This window comes from Oceanobacillus bengalensis, from assembly GCF_003628445.1.
Classification (GTDB): domain Bacteria; phylum Bacillota; class Bacilli; order Bacillales; family Amphibacillaceae; genus Oceanobacillus; species Oceanobacillus bengalensis.
Genome location: NZ_RBZO01000008.1, coordinates 123,876 through 139,694 on the forward strand (window position 1 = coordinate 123,876; position 15,819 = coordinate 139,694).

The 15,819-nt window shown below is 38.6% G+C and carries 15 protein-coding genes; all 15 read right to left on the minus strand.

Features of this window, described 5'->3' with window-relative positions:
* Positions 1 to 27 precede the first annotated feature (27 nt).
* Positions 28 to 1,194 carry an acyl-CoA dehydrogenase family protein gene (locus tag D8M05_RS07115; protein WP_121130076.1) on the minus strand — a complete coding sequence of 389 codons (1,167 nt, stop codon included), beginning with the start codon at positions 1,192 to 1,194 and terminating at the stop codon, positions 28 to 30.
* A gap of 312 nt (positions 1,195 to 1,506) precedes the next feature.
* The gene (locus tag D8M05_RS07120; RefSeq protein WP_121130078.1) at positions 1,507 to 2,280 is read right to left on the minus strand and encodes an SDR family oxidoreductase; all 774 of its coding nucleotides are present in this window, start codon (positions 2,278 to 2,280) and stop codon (positions 1,507 to 1,509) included.
* On the minus strand, positions 2,277 to 2,972 hold the full coding sequence (locus D8M05_RS07125) for a 3-oxoacid CoA-transferase subunit B (RefSeq protein WP_121130080.1): 696 nt from the start codon (positions 2,970 to 2,972) through the stop codon (positions 2,277 to 2,279). The genes D8M05_RS07120 and D8M05_RS07125 overlap by 4 nt, the downstream gene beginning before the upstream one ends.
* Complete coding sequence (locus D8M05_RS07130; protein WP_121130082.1) at positions 2,965 to 3,651, minus strand: CoA transferase subunit A; 687 nt, start codon at positions 3,649 to 3,651, stop codon at positions 2,965 to 2,967. The genes D8M05_RS07125 and D8M05_RS07130 overlap by 8 nt, the downstream gene beginning before the upstream one ends.
* A gap of 162 nt (positions 3,652 to 3,813) precedes the next feature.
* Positions 3,814 to 4,983 (minus strand): thiolase family protein, encoded by a 1,170-nt coding sequence (locus D8M05_RS07135; protein ID WP_121130084.1) that lies wholly within the window; start codon positions 4,981 to 4,983, stop codon positions 3,814 to 3,816.
* 63 nt (positions 4,984 to 5,046) lie between these two features.
* Positions 5,047 to 5,445, minus strand: coding sequence for a MaoC/PaaZ C-terminal domain-containing protein (locus D8M05_RS07140; protein WP_121130086.1), 399 nt, complete (start codon positions 5,443 to 5,445; stop codon positions 5,047 to 5,049).
* Entirely contained in the window at positions 5,442 to 5,891 is a 450-nt protein-coding gene (locus tag D8M05_RS07145) for a MaoC family dehydratase N-terminal domain-containing protein (RefSeq protein WP_121130088.1), read from the minus strand. The genes D8M05_RS07140 and D8M05_RS07145 overlap by 4 nt, the downstream gene beginning before the upstream one ends.
* A gap of 26 nt (positions 5,892 to 5,917) precedes the next feature.
* Positions 5,918 to 6,682, minus strand: a complete 765-nt coding sequence (fabG, locus tag D8M05_RS07150; protein WP_121130090.1) for a 3-oxoacyl-ACP reductase FabG — start codon at positions 6,680 to 6,682, stop codon at positions 5,918 to 5,920.
* A 12-nt stretch (positions 6,683 to 6,694) separates the two neighbouring features.
* Positions 6,695 to 7,102 carry a PaaI family thioesterase gene (locus D8M05_RS07155; RefSeq protein ID WP_121130092.1) on the minus strand — a complete coding sequence of 136 codons (408 nt, stop codon included), beginning with the start codon at positions 7,100 to 7,102 and terminating at the stop codon, positions 6,695 to 6,697.
* A 23-nt stretch (positions 7,103 to 7,125) separates the two neighbouring features.
* A complete protein-coding gene (locus D8M05_RS07160; RefSeq protein WP_121130094.1) occupies positions 7,126 to 8,310 on the minus strand; it encodes a thiolase family protein in 1,185 nt (394 codons plus the stop codon).
* A gap of 30 nt (positions 8,311 to 8,340) precedes the next feature.
* Positions 8,341 to 9,489 carry an acyl-CoA dehydrogenase family protein gene (locus D8M05_RS07165; RefSeq protein ID WP_121130096.1) on the minus strand — a complete coding sequence of 383 codons (1,149 nt, stop codon included), beginning with the start codon at positions 9,487 to 9,489 and terminating at the stop codon, positions 8,341 to 8,343.
* Between the two features lie 30 nt (positions 9,490 to 9,519).
* Positions 9,520 to 11,121, minus strand: coding sequence for a long-chain-fatty-acid--CoA ligase (locus D8M05_RS07170; RefSeq protein WP_121130098.1), 1,602 nt, complete (start codon positions 11,119 to 11,121; stop codon positions 9,520 to 9,522).
* Positions 11,122 to 11,144: 23 nt separating this feature from the next.
* Positions 11,145 to 12,152 (minus strand): TAXI family TRAP transporter solute-binding subunit, encoded by a 1,008-nt coding sequence (locus D8M05_RS07175; RefSeq protein ID WP_121130100.1) that lies wholly within the window; start codon positions 12,150 to 12,152, stop codon positions 11,145 to 11,147.
* Between the two features lie 13 nt (positions 12,153 to 12,165).
* Positions 12,166 to 14,130, minus strand: a complete 1,965-nt coding sequence (locus tag D8M05_RS07180; protein ID WP_121130102.1) for a TRAP transporter permease — start codon at positions 14,128 to 14,130, stop codon at positions 12,166 to 12,168.
* Between the two features lie 138 nt (positions 14,131 to 14,268).
* Positions 14,269 to 15,417 carry an acyl-CoA dehydrogenase family protein gene (locus tag D8M05_RS07185; RefSeq protein ID WP_121130104.1) on the minus strand — a complete coding sequence of 383 codons (1,149 nt, stop codon included), beginning with the start codon at positions 15,415 to 15,417 and terminating at the stop codon, positions 14,269 to 14,271.
* Between the last annotated feature and the right edge of the window lie 402 nt (positions 15,418 to 15,819).

Genomic DNA, 15,819 nt, shown 5'->3' on the forward strand with positions numbered 1-15,819 from the left:
CATTATTAGTTAAAATCCCTAAGCTTCTTATAAAAGCTCTCCTACTTTAACATGCCCTTTTAACAAATTCCTTGCAATCGTACGGCGCTGAATTTCATCAGTACCTTCAAATATACGAGTTAGTCGCAATTCACGGTACCAACGTTCGATTGGTAATTCTTTGGTATACCCCATACCACCATGAATTTGTAGTACACGATCAACTACTTCATTGGCCATAATTGCTCCGTTTAATTTAGCCATAGAAGACTGATGACGAGCATCCAAACCTTTTTCTGCCATCCAAGCTGCACGTAAAACAATCCACTTTGCAGCTTCAATATCTACTGCAGAATCTGCTATCATCCATTGAATTGCTTGCCTCTCCGCAATAGGCTTACCAAACGTTTCACGTGTTTTGGAATAATCAATTGCCATTTGGAGTAATCTTTCTGCCGCCCCAATTCCACTTGCTGGAATCATGTATCGACCTTGCCCAATCCATTTCATACCAAGTTTAAAACCTTCGCCGATTTCTCCTAATATATTTTCTTCAGGTACACGTACATTTTCAAATACTAATGTCGCTGGCCCCCATTCACCCATTGTGTGAATATATTCAGAGTGCCATCCCATATCGCGGTCAACCAAGAAACAGGTTACTCCACCGTTTGCTCCTTTTTCTTTGTCAGTTACCGCAAAAACCATTGCAAAGTCCGCTTCATTTCCACCAGTGATGAAAACTTTTTCTCCGTTTAATACCCAATGATCGCCATCTTTTACTGCAGGCATTTTTATGCTTCTTGCATCCGAACCAGCACCAGGTTCAGTAATTGCGAAACATGATTTTTTTTCACCATTAATAACTGGTAATAAGTACTTCTTCTTTTGTTCTTCATTACAATCATAAAGAATGTTATCAGCAGAACCGCCAAAATTGAATGGTACAAATGTGCGTCCCATTTCCATGGCAATTAAAGCTGCCATCATAGGACCTAAATTAGCCCCACCATACTCCTCTGGCGTATTAATCCCCCAAAATCCAATTTCTTTTGCTTTGGCTTGTAACTCTTTTACCTTTTCCCTCGTAATGCCTGGTTTTCCTTCTCTCTCGTTCTTTAAAACTTCTTGTTCAAGCGGTTTTAACTCCTTATTAACAAAATCTCTGACTGTTTTTTGCACCATTTTTTGTTCATCTGATAAAGTAAAATCCATTACTCTCATCTCCCTAACTAAGTGATTTTATTATTAGAAATCTAACCGTTGACTGGTGGGATGTTGATTGTGGATTTCCCAATTCTTAATCAACATACTGACTATTTAGTCTAAAAAGCATACTGAATGGTTAGTGTTCTAATTTTAAAAATATTATAACATTTCTGAATAAAAAATAAAAGCGCTTTCACAAACATTTATTATTTTTTCAGAACACAACTAAAAAGAACATACTCCATATAAAGTATGTTCCCTACCAAAATAATATGGCATCCATTTTAATTTATTGGACAAATATTCTACTTCTCCCCCCTACAACGTACTCCCCCCATCGACACTCAACACCGTACCTGTTACAAAATCACTTGCCTGTGTTGCTAAATAAATTGCTGCACCCTTTAACATATTCTCATCACCTATTTTTCTTAATGGGATCGTCTCAACAACAGTGTCTTCTTTTTGAGCTAATGTACCTTTTGTCATTTTTGTTCGAAACATTCCTGGGGCAATTGCGTTTACATAAATATTATGTCTGGCCCACTTTATCGCTAGGTCCTTTGTAAAATGAATCACTGCCGCTTTACTTGTTGTATAACCAATTGTATTGGTAACCTCAGGGGGTCTTACAGTAAGTCCGGCAGCCGATGCGATATTAATAATCTTTCCGTAATTATGATCAATCATATGTTTTCCAACTGCCTTACTTAATAAAAACGTTCCAGTAACATTAACATTCATTACTTTATTCCACGCTTCTAACGGCATATCTTCAACCGGTGCACCCCACGTCGCCCCACTATTATTTACTAGAATATCTATCTTTCCAAAGTCACTGAGCACCTCATTAACGACATCTTCCACTTGTTCCTCACTCGTCACGTCTAATGCATATCCTCTAGCCTTTACTCCATATTCTTTTGAGAGCATCTCAGCTACTTCATCACAGCTTTCCTTTTTTCTGGAACAAAGCGCTAATTCACATCCCATCTCAGCATAAACTTCTGCAATTTGTGCTCCTAAACCACGTCCTCCACCTGTGATAAGTGCTACTTTTCCTTTTAAATTAAATAATTCTTGTATATTCAATTTAAAATCTCCCCTTTTAAATTATCGATGGCCGACTCTCTTACGACAGACTTGAAATCTTCAGCTATTTTATAAGAAGCTTCGGTTATCTTTTTCAGTTCATCGAACGAAATTTCCTCAACTTTCTCAACTAAATACAATTTTCCTTGTCGTATTTTAAAAACGGCATACTCGGTAATAATTGTATCCACCCTTTTCTTGGCAGTTAATGGATAGGTACATCTGGAAAGTATTTTTGCTTCCCCTTTTGGTGTGAGATGGGTAGTTGCAACAATTACTCGCTTCGCCCCTACTACAAGGTCCATTGCCCCTCCAACTCCAAGTACATCTTTACCTGGAATTGCCCAACTTGCAATGTCACCATTTTCTGCTACTTGTAGGGCTCCAATGACCGTTGCATCGATATGTCCTCCCCGCATCATGGCAAACGATAAAGAACTATCAAAGAAGGACGAATGAGGTAATATCGTTACAGGGGCTTTTCCAGCATTAACCAAATCTGCATCTTCTTCCCCTGATACTGGTGATGGCCCAACACCAAGGATTCCATTTTCTGAATGTATGGTTACTAGACCACGAGGAAGATAGTCTGCAACCAAAGTAGGAATACCAATTCCGAGGTTAACAACTCCAGCTTGTAATTCCTGTGCAGATCGCCATGCGATGTAACGTTTAATATTAAGGTCAGTCATTGTCCTTCCCCCTCTCTACCACGATATCTACAAATATAAATGGTGTAATAATTTCTTCAGGATCAAGTTCCCCCAGCTCAACAATTTCCTCGACCTCGACAATGGTTAAATCAGCTGCCATAGCCATTAATGGGTTAAAGTTACGAGCTGATTTTCGGTAAATAAGATTACCTGCTTTATCCGCTTTATGTGCTTTAATTAATGCAATTTCCGCTGTTAATGACTTTTCAAGAACATATTCTCTTCCATTAAATACGCGACTTTCTTTATCTTTTGCGAGTTCTGTTCCTGCAGATGTCGGCGTATAAAAGGCAGGAATTCCAGAACCTCCTAATCGTAATGCCTCTGACAATGTCCCTTGAGGGATTAGCTCAATATCCATATGACCCTCACGGTATGCTTTAACAACCTCTTTGCTAGTCGTATAGTACGAACCAATTGCCTTTCTTATTCGCCCTTGCATAAATAGATGGTGTAGATTTGATGTTTCATTAATATTGTTACTAATAATGGTCAACCCATCTATTTCTGTATTGTCAATCACTGCTTGTAATAGATGCTCTGGTGTCCCTGTACGCCCAAAACCACCCACCATCATACGGGATTTATCCGGGATCCTTGATACAGCAGCTTCAGCTGTTAGAAATTCAACACTGGTCTTTATTTCGCCTTCCTTCATTGAATATGCCCCCGTTAGTCGTTATGTATTAAATCCAATATTCACCACGATATGCTTCGTACGCCTCATAAAATGATTAATAGCTTTCCAATTGTAGAACAGCCTTCCTTCCAACAAAAGGATTGTTAGAAGGAATGACTGTTCAGTATGTTTTGACCTAACTTATTCACGTTCAATAATTGCTGCGATTCCCTGTCCACCACCAATACAAGCTGTGATAAGTGCATACTTCCCATTAGACCGTTGTAGTTCATAAGCTGCCTTTGTTACAAGAATGGCACCAGTGGCTCCGAGTGGATGTCCATGTGCAATCGCTCCACCATTAACATTTAATTTTTCCGGATCAAAAATTAACTCACGATCACATGCAATTACTTGTGCAGCAAAAGCCTCATTCAACTCAATTAAATCCATATCCTTTAGGCTTAAACCTGACTTTTCCAATACTTTTTTCGTTGCTGGTACAGGACCAGTTCCCATCATATTTGGATCTACACCTGCAACAGCTGCTTCACGAATGGTCGCAAGTGGTGTAAGCCCCAAGCCCTCTGCCCTTTCCCTTGACATAATTACAAGCGCTGCAGCTGCATCATTTAACCCAGAGCTACTGCCAGCAGTAACAGCTCCATCTTTCACAAATGCAGGTCGTAGTTTTGCTAGTGCTTCCAATGTCGTATTTGGTCGAGGATGCTCGTCTTGCTTAAAGACTATTGGTTCGCCCTTTCTAACTGGTACAGTGATTGGCACAATTTGCTCATCAAAGCGTCCTTCCTCCATTGCTCTTGCCATTTTTTGTTGACTCCCCAGCGCAAATGCATCCTGCTCTTCTCTACTAATATTATATGTTTCTACTAGGTTCTCAGCTGTAATTCCCATTGGTGGATTTCCAATTTCTTCTGGGGACAGACGGGACTTACGGAATTTTGGTGGTGCTGGACTATATGCTCGTTCAGGGGGATCCATCAAGTAAGGTGCCCTACTCATGCTTTCTGTTCCACCTGCAATGAAAACATCACCTGCTCCTGACTGAATAGCCTGTGCTGCAAGAACAACCGCATTAATCCCAGAACCACACTGACGGTCAACCGTTAATCCTGGTAAATAAATAGATAGCCCTGTCTGTAAGGCTGTTAATCTAGCAATATTTCCACCACCACTTAATACATTTCCGAAGATAACATCATCAATTATCTCAGGATTTAGATTGACCCTTTTTACTGCTTCTTTTATTACTTCTGCCCCAAAAACATGTGCTGGAATTGTAGCTAAAGCACCACCTTGCCTTGCAATAGGTGTCCGTACTGCAGAAACGATTACAGCATCTCTTTTCATATGTGAACCACTCCTTATCTTCCTTGAAAATGCGTACAGTTGTTTATCCATTGTTAGTCTACTTTAATATTTAGAGAAACGAATTTTCCCTTTAATGACTTCTTTTCCATGTTGATTTACAGCTTTTACTTTAAAATCTGAAAACGTATCTGATATATTCTCTACTTCCGCTTTAAGGGTTATCACATCTTGAAGAAATACCATCCCAGAAAAGCGTATCTGATAATCTTGAATAAATCCTTCTTCATAATACGGAGTAAATAATTTCGATAAATTTCCCATTGTCCACATGCCATGAGCAATAATTCCAGGCAATCCTGCTTTCTTTGCTTCTTCATCAACCGTATGAATTGGGTTAAAATCACCCGAAGCACCTGAATACTTTATTAGGTCCATTCTAGAAACAGGCTCAAGCGTTACCTCTAGTGAATCATTCGTATGAAGCTCCACTAATTGTTTCATACTTTCATTGCCTCCCTCACAGCTTCATTAATGATGACAATCGATTCCTCTGTAAAAATGAGGTTTCCATTTTTATCCTCTCCATACCTACTTGTTACCAAAAATCCCATCAATCCATTTTTACCTTTTTTCTCATAATAATCTTTGACACCTGTATAGCAATACACTTCTTCACCAACTAATAAGGGTCTTTCAAAATGGTAGTTTTGCTCACCATGGATTAATCCCTTTTTCGGTAAATGCAGGCCTTCTACTACACCATAATCAAATATGCGCGGAAAAGTAGGAGGTGTAATATTCGCACCATATCTGGAATGTTTTCCTACCTCTTCGTCAACATAAATTGGATGTGAGTCACCTATTGATTCCACAAACCGCTTAACCATTCCTCTTTCTACAACATTTTTAACCTTTTCCGACTGTTTACCAATCATATCTTTATACATTGTTTCATCTCCCAACTATCAAATGTTTAAGCCTTTGGTCCACCAGCAACATAGATAACCTGACCATTAACAAAGGAAGACTTTTCATCAGCGAAAAATGCAACTGCATTCGCGATATCCTCTGGTTTCCCGCTTCTTGCTACTGGAATTTTACTAACGTTTAATTTTACAAATTCATCATAACGAGCGCCTACTCTCCCAGCAGTAGCCTTTGTCATTTCAGTTTCAATGAATCCTGGTGCTACAGCATTAGCAGTGATTCCGAATTTACCAAGTTCAATCGCAAGTGTTTTTGTAAAACCTTGTAAACCAGCCTTCGCTGTTGCATAGTTTGCCTGACCACGGTTACCTAACGCTGAAGTTGATGAGATATTAATGATTCGACCATATTTTTGATCTACCATATATTTTTGAACGGCTCGAGCAGCATTAAATGATCCTTTTAAATGAACATCCATTACTTGTTGCCAATCACTATCTGTCATTTTGAATAATAGATTATCACGAATAATCCCTGCATTATTCACTAGAATATCAACTGTCCCAAAGGTTGAAATTACTTCATTTACAGCAGCTTCTACTTCTTCTGCGTTTACAACGTTTGCTTTCTTTGTAAAAATTTCATACCCTTTTTCCGCAAATTCCTTCCCTACTTCATTTAGTGCCTCTTCATTAATATCGATAACCGCAACCTTTGCTCCTTCTTCAGCAAACCGTAATGCAACACCTTTTCCAATACCACGACTACCACCTGTAATAAAAGCTACTTTACCAACAAAATTCTCTTCCATTTGTAATTCCTCCTATACTTCATTTCTTAACAACTTAAATGTTCCTACACCCTTGGCAAGCAGTTGTCCATCCTCACCTATAAGCTCTGCTTCTGCTGTTACAATTTTATAACCTTGCTTTAAAATCTTTCCTGTTGCATATATTTCCCCTTTAGTAGATGGGGCAATGTAATGTATATCTAGGTTGATAGTCGTACAACGTGTTTTGGATACCGACCGAATTGTCATTCCCATGATTATATCTAGCATGGTCGCATGAACACCACCATGCAATGTTTCATTAGCGTTTAAAAGTTTATTTGTAACCGGAAGCTTAATCTTTACATTTCCTTCCTCAAAATAGAGAACCTCAAAACCAACAAGTGAGAAAAAAGGGCTGGATTCAAAACTTTTTCTAACTTCTACAATTTCTTTATTCATTCAGAAGCCCTCCTATTACATCATTAAACCTGCTCAATCATAATCGCCATGCCTTGCCCACCACCAGCACATAATGTTGCAATACCATAGTGTTGTTTCCGTTTAATCAGTTCATGTAGGAGTGTCGTGATTATTCTTGCACCACTTGCTCCAACTGGATGTCCAAGAGCAATTGCTCCACCATTCACATTTACTCTTTCAGGATCCAAGCCTAATTCCTTTATGACAGCTAGTGATTGGGACGCAAATGCTTCGTTTAACTCAAATATATCAATATCTTGTAGTTGTTTTGATGTTCGTTCTAGCAGTTTCTTCACAGCTGGAACTGGTCCAATGCCCATAACCTCAGGTGATACTCCAGCAGTTGCCCAGTCAACGACTCGTGCTAATGGGGTTAAGCCCAATGCTTTTGCTTCTGACTCTCTCATAAGAACCAATGCCGCAGCACCATCGTTTCTACCACAGGCATTTCCTGCAGTAACGGTTCCATCCTCTTTAAAAACAGCTTTTAATTTTGCAAGCTTTTCAATTGTCGTACTTGGACGTGGATGCTCATCTTGGGCGAATGTAAAGGTTCTTTTTCTCTCCCTCACCTCGACTGGAACGATTTCCTCTTTAAAACGCCCTTCTTCAATCGCTTTGCTTGCTCTTCTTTGACTTTCAATTGCAAATGCATCTTGTTCTTCTCTAGATATCTGATACTTTTCTGCCACATTCTCAGCAGTAATTCCCATTCCTAAGTCCTTCCCATAAATTTCAGAAGGCTGTTGCCCTGCTTCAGTATTTGAATCCACCAAGTAAGGTTTATCTCCGCCAAATCTAGCATTCCTTAGATAGATAGGAGAACGACTCATGCTCTCTGTCCCACCAGCAACAACGATATTCGCTTGTTCAAATAAAATTTGCTGAACTCCTGATGCAACTGCTTGCATTCCTGAAGCACATAGGCGATTTACCGTATACGCAGTAGCCTCTTCTGGTACACCAGCACGCAAGGCTGCAACTCTTGCAATATTAGATGATTCAGTCGTTTGTCGAACCTCTCCCATGATGACTTCGTCGACTTGATCTGATGATATCCCTGATCTATTAATTGCTTCTTTAATTGCTAAAGATGCAAGCTGGCCTGAACCAACTTCTTTAAGTGAACCTCCATAAGCGCCGATTGCTGTTCTAACCGCACTAACAATAACAATACTTTCCTTCATGCTTATTCATCCCCTCTTGGTTCGTGAGTTCTAGCTATACTCTTTTTTCAATTGACCTGATATGATATTTTTTTGAATTTCAGATGTACCTTCATAGATTCGTGCGATACGCGCATCACGGAAGAAACGCTCAATCGGGAAATCAGAGATATATCCAATACCACCATGAACTTGAACGGCTTTATCTGCTACACTGTTATAAACTTCTGACCCGTAAAGTTTTAACATTGCTGCCTCTTTAATTACCTTTTGTCCTTCATCTACCATCCAAGCTACTCGATAAGTAAAGGAACGTAATGCTTCAATAGCAACTGCCATTTCAGCAAGCATATGTCCAACTGCTTGATGGTCAATAATTGATACGCCAAATTGTTGTCGTTCTATTGCGTACGTTGTGGACAAGTCTAGTAGTTTTTGACTTGAACCTAAGTTTCTAGCAGCTAATCCCGCACGACCATTTGCTAGAATCTTTAAGGCATTAACGTATCCTTGCCCTTCTTCACCTAGTACATTCTCAATTGGAACCTCACAATCTTCCATGATGATTTCAGCAGAATGTGATCCCTTTAATCCCATTTTCGGTTCAACTGCCCCCACCTTAAATCCAGGAAAGTTTTTTTCAACAATAAATGATGTAATCCCCTTCGCACCTTTCGTTGGGTCGGTAACAGCCATTACCGTAAATACATCTGCTTCCGTTGCATTTGTAATGTAATGCTTTGTCCCGTTTAAAATGTATTTGTTATCCTTACGAACTGCAGTCGTTTTTAGTGCGCTCGCATTTGAACCTGCACTTGGTTCTGTTAGGGCGAATGCACCAATCTTCTCGCCACTAGCTAAATCTGGAAGGTATTTTTGCTTCTGCTCTTCGCTTCCTAACTCAACAATTCCAACTGTTCCAATCCCTGTATGGGCACCGATTAGTGTTGTGTATCCATTATGTGTTGCACCAATTTCTTCATATAACGCGCATTTTCCAACCATGCCAATACCTAAGCCACCGAACTCTTCAGGAATACTAAGGCCGAATAATCCCATTTCTTTAGACATCTCAATTATCCGCTCTGGAATTTTATCTTCTCTCTCGATATCCATTGCAACTGCTTCTACTTCTGTTTGAACAAAATCACGTACACCTTTTTTTAAAAATCGGATTTCTTCATCAAGGTTAAAATTCACACTGTCCACTCCTCGGTATTTAGTCCTCTATTACAATTTCTCAGTCTCTTTCTCTACTAAAATACGTTTTAGAATTTTACCCACCGTATTTCTTGGTAATTCATCAATGATTTCAAATGCCTTCGGTACCTTATACGGTGTAAGATTCCGGTAACAGAACCCCTTTACTTCTTCAAAGTCAATCGTTACTCCGTCTTTTGGGGCGAGATATGCTTTTACGATTTCTCCCTTTTCAGGATGTGGGATTCCTACGACAGCACACTCTTTTATATCTGGGTGTTCATACAGTACATTTTCGATCTCTTGAGGATAAACATTGAACCCCCCATTGATGACCATTTCTTTTTTTCTTCCAACGATATAGAAGTAACCATCCTCATCCTGCTTTGCTAAATCCCCTGTATATAACCAACCATTCCTTAAGGCATACTTGGTTTCATCATCATTTCTAAAATAACCCTTCATAACCTGTGGACCTTTAATAATTAACTCTCCCACAGTTCCAATTGGAAGCTCCAAGTTGTCCTCACCAACGATTTTACAATCGGTATTTGGGAACGGAACACCGATACTACCAACTTTCCGAATACCACCTGGTGGATTGCGATGGGTCGATGGGGATGCTTCCGATAAACCAAATCCTTCTCCAATAACCGCTCCTGTTATCTTCTCAAATTTACGGATTACTTCGATTGGGAGGGGAGCAGATCCACTAGAGCAAAATTTCAAACTATTAATCCCATATTGTTCGACATTTTTATGGTTAACAAAAGCGTTATACATTCTTGGTACTCCTGGAAAGAACGTTGGTTGGTATTTTTTAATTTTCTCCAATACGTTTTCTACTTCGAATTTGTGAATTAGTAGAATGGTTGCTCCAATATAGATTCCAAGATTCATTGCGCTTGTCATTGCATACACGTGATAAAGTGGTGTAGCGGTAAGTATGATTTCCTTACCAAATTCCATTCGACTCCCGTACATCGCATAGCTTTGATATACATTAGCCACTAAATTATAATGGGTTAGCATGGCTCCTTTTAGAACTCCTGATGTACCACCAGTATATTGAATCACTGCAATGTCATCTTTTGGTTGTATGAAAACATCCTTACTTAATCGGATTGATTTTTCAATCAATTTATTAATACTCTGATATTGATTTGTTCCTTTACCAACGATATAAACATGTTCAAATGAGTATATTTCCTTTAATTGATTAACCGTATCAACACTGTCTTCTTCAGCAACGATATAAGTTGCTTCCGAATCTTTCACAATTTGTAACAGCTCTCTGGCCGTATAGCGAGGGTTAATTTGTACAACAATTAACCCAAGCCTCATTGCTGCATAATAAGAGATGATATAATCGGGATGATTGGAAATCATCAACCCGATTCTATCTCCTTTTTTCAATCCGATAGCATTCCATGCTCCAGCTAACCGTTCTGTTTTCTCCAACAATTCGCCATAGGAGATTTCCTCATCATCTTGAATAATAGCCGCTCGTTTGCCGTATTTTTCCGCTGTTTCATTCAAAAGGGAATAAACCGGTATCTCTGGTATATCAATAAATTTATTTATGTCAGATGGGTATGCTTGATACCATCTTCGCTCTTCCAATCTATTCAAGTGGAATCCTCCTTATTGAATTTTTACTCAATAACACCTTGTTCTTCATAATAACGTTTTGCTCCTGGATGCAATGTTTCTGGATCAATTCCATTTAATACTGTATCTAGATCAAATTCTTTCGCTCTATCCGGAACTTGCTTTTCAAAAGTAGGAAGGTTCTCCCAGAATACTTTCGTTAAATTGTATACATACTCCTCATCTAAATCAGCTCTAACAATAATCATTGTCTCCATGACGTAAGTAGGTGTGTCTTCATCAATTCCTTGATAAGTGCCACCAGGAAGAGCACCTGTAGTTATCCCAATTCCCTTCTCTTCAATACTCTCCAATTTATCTTGAGAAATTGGAAGGACTTTAATCGGCTGTGTTATTTCCATTTCTTGTAGTGCAGATACATATGGCGCTCCTCCACCTAAGAAAACGTCTACATTATTATCTTTTAGCATAGAAGTACCATCTGAATAGTTCCCATATGAAAGTTGTCCACCAGCATCTTCAATTGCTTGTTCATCAATTCCATATTCTTTCATCATATTCCAAAAGCCAATAACTCCCCCCCCACCTTGGGGCCCAAGGAAAATATGCTTATCCAAAATATCCTCTATTTTATTAATTTCTCCATTGTTTGCTGTTGTTGCAATTGTTTGGTACGTTGGATATAAGGATCCTATTGCCGCGACATTCTCAAGTGGTTCTTCAAATCCATTCCCACCTTCCAGAGCCGCATTAAAATCCATTGTATACGTAATTCCCATCTGTATATCTCCAATTTCAAGGGATTTTAGATTTGCGTTTGAACCACCTTCAAGTTGCGTGGCATTCAATCCATTAAACTCAGTCGAATAAATCTCTGTCATTGTAGTTGTAATAGGATACCAACCTGAACCCATTGGTCCTGAACCAATCGTTAAAAATTTATCTGGAGCTGTTGGTTTATCAGAATTACTAGATGTTTCTTCTGAATCTCCACATGCTGCTAAAAATCCTACAATTAATAGAATTAGACTACAACGTATGATTTTCTTCATAAAATTCACCTTCCTATCCAATTTTTTGTTTTTTTTCTATATTCGCTCGATTATTCATTTTTTTTTGCCAAATAATAAGGGAGATAGCAATTAAAATGCCGACTACATCCCCTATAATCCCTGGCGTAACTAAAAGTACAGCACTAGCAAACATTAGAATCCGCTTCAATACCCCTAATTGTCCTAAGAAGTAATCCTCTAGTGCCCCGGCAAAGAATATACAACTCAGGAATGCACTAACAATCGCAATCACGATTTCTGCTGTGTTTCCACCCTGCATAAGTAATACAGGATTGTAGGCAAAAATAAACGGTATAAAAAATCCGCCTAATCCAATTTTCATAGAATAGAGAGCTGTCTTAAATGGATCAGAACCTGCTAATCCTGCTGTAGTATAAGCTGTAATCGCTACTGGAGGTGTTAAACCGGACATAACCCCAAAGTAGAATACAAACATATGTGCAGCAACTTCATTGACTCCCAATTGAATTAATGCTGGAGCACCTAAAACTGCCAAGATAACATATGCAGATACAGTTGGCATACCCATACCCATAATGATTGAAGCGACCCCAACAAGGACAAGAAGTAATAGTAAGTTTCCACCTGCTAGATCAATAACAAAGCGTGAGAAAGTAATACCTAAGCCTGTAAGAGATACTGCTCCAACAATAATACCCGCAGTCGCACATGCAGCAATGACAGTTAATGCACTTCTGGCACCATTTTCTAGTGCAGCTAATACATCTAGAAGGTTCATTCGGGTTGCCCTACGAATCCAACTTAAAACTACAGCTGCTAAAATCGCATAAAAACCAGCCTTCATTGGACTGAATCCGTAAACCATCAAGCCGATAATTAAAACAATCGGCAAGAACAGATAACCTTGCCTTAACAGAACTTTCCATACACTTGGCAATTGTTCTTTAGGAATTCCAGCCATTTTCAAACGTTTTGCATGAAAATATACAACCATTCCAGCAATGAAAAAGTATATAATCGCAGGGATTAAGGCGTATAACGCAAGTTTTATATACGGAATTCCAAGTGTTTCTGCCATAATAAAGACGGACGCACCCATTATCGGTGGCATAATTTGACCACCTTGAGAGGCCACCGCTTCTACTGCTGCTGAGAACCGTTTACTATACCCTAACTTTTTCATTAATGGAATTGTAAAAGCACCTGTTATTGCGGCATTTGCTGCACCATTTCCTGTTATTGTGCCAACAAGTGCACTTGAGCCTACCGCGGACAATGCAGGACCACCTGTTTTATTACCAAGTAACCCAAAAGCAAAGTCTGTAAAAAACTGTCCCCCACCAGATCGCATTAAGAACGAACCGAAAATAACAAACAATATTAGTACAGTAGAACTGACATAGATTGGTTCACTGAAGATTCCAAGTGTACCGTTAAACATATGGTCAACCATTTTTTCGTATCGAATGCCCGGATGAGCTAATGCACCAGGAAAGTATTGACCAAATAGAATATATGCTAAGAAGAATACACCAATTGCAGCCATTAAAACTCCATTTGTTCTCCTAGTAGCTTCCAATACCAATGCGATAAATATAGTTCCAAATGCCGCATCAGTTGAGCTTATATCCCCTTGTCTACTTTGAATTCCTTGTGCATCAAATAACATATAGCCAGCTGTAACCAAAGCTACCAAAATCATTACAATGTCAATGATCCCAAACTTCTTTCCTTTTCTAAATGGGAAGATAAGGAAGATTAGTAGAATTGCCCATAAGACATGAATACTTCTTTGCTGCCATGATGATAACGTTCCAAATCCCGCGGTATACACATGGAATACAGAAAGACCGATTGCCAATAAAGATATCATCGTTAAAAGAATTCTGGAGCGATTCCATTTCTCCTTTCTACCTTTCCAAATCTCTTCAATATAAGCTGGTTTTTCTTTAACGGTTGTATCAATCTTTTGTTCTGTTCCTGTTTGAGCTACCATTTATTCACCACCATTCGTTTTTTACAATCTATTAATATTTGGGGGAATTTGAGTACATGTAACTTGAAATCCCCCCAAAAAAACGTTGAACTCAATTTGTTAGCGTTTCCATTAAGGTGAATCATTTGCTAAACCATTTTAATTTTCGTCTAGTATTCTTCTTGCAATAATAAGGCGTTGTATCTCATTTGTTCCTTCATAGATTTTTGTAATTCTAGCATCACGATAAAAACGTTCGACAGGATATTCCCCAATGTAACCAATTCCACCATGGATTTGAACAGCCTTATCTGCTACTTTATTAAAGACTTCAGATGCAAATAATTTTGCCATGGCCGCTTCTTTAATTACTTTTTTACCTGAATCGATCTTCTCCGCTGCCATCATTGTTAACGTACGAGCCGCTTCCGTTTCCGTCGCCATATCCGCTAACATCCATTGAATCGCTTGATTCGATGCAATCGGTTTACCAAATTGAACTCTTTCCTTCGCATAACTCGCTGAGATTTCGATTAACTTATCACAGGACCCGACTGCACGAGCTGCTAATCCAACACGACCTTCACCTAGAATTTTCAGGGCATTCATATACCCCATACCAACTTCTCCTATGACATTTTCTTCTGGAACGATACAGTTTTCAAAAATTACTTGAGCAGTAGAAGAACCACGTAGGCCCATCTTTTTATCTTTCTTTCCTACAATTAATCCTGGAAAGTCTCTTTCTACTAGAAATGCTGTAATGCCACCTTTCGCACCCTTTTCCTTATCTGTTACTGCAAATACGGTAAACACATCAGCAACCGGAGCATTGGTAATAAAGTGTTTTGTACCATTTAATACCCAACTCTCCCCCTGTTTTTCCGCTACTGTAGCTAAATTTGTCGCATCCGATCCAGCTCCAGGTTCAGATAGAGCAAAAGCAGCAATCTTCCTTCCTGCAGCCATATCTGGCAAATATTTTTGTTTTAAATAGTTGGATGCTAGTTTCACAATTCCTGTACTACCAATCCCTGTATGTGCACTAATAAGCGAAACAAAGCCATTATGTGTTCTACCTAATTGCTCTAATACGATCGCCTTGCCAACTGCATCTAGACCAATGCCACCATACGCTTCTGGAATGCTTATACCAAATAGCCCAAGCTCCTTCGCTTTTTCCACAAGATGCTCGGGAAGTGCATCTTCATCTTCAATTTGCTGTGCATAGGCATCTACTTCATTGTCCACGAAGTTTTTAATCATTATTTTCATTTGTTGAAGTTCATCTGTAATTGCTATCGTCATTTTAATTTCCTCCTTTTAATATGTATCCACTATTCATACAGCAAAAATCATGCCAAGTTTTATAAAAATATAAATAAAAGCAAGTGAAATGTTGGTAATACATAGTTTGAGAATTTTTATGGAATTTTCATTGATTGCGAATTGGAATTACTATAATTTTAAATTTTACAAATAGATTCAAAATTGAATTACAATTATTAAAATGAACAGAAATAAACGATTCAAAAATGAATTAATAATTCACTTTTGAATCGTTTATAAAGTAAAGCTTTTACACAATAAAAAAGGGGCTGGGACAAAACGAAAACCTTCCAATCAAAAGACGAATATTATAGCATAGGAATCTCGGAATGTTAACTTTCTACAATTGAATGTTAATTCATAGTTGATGAAAATAATGGA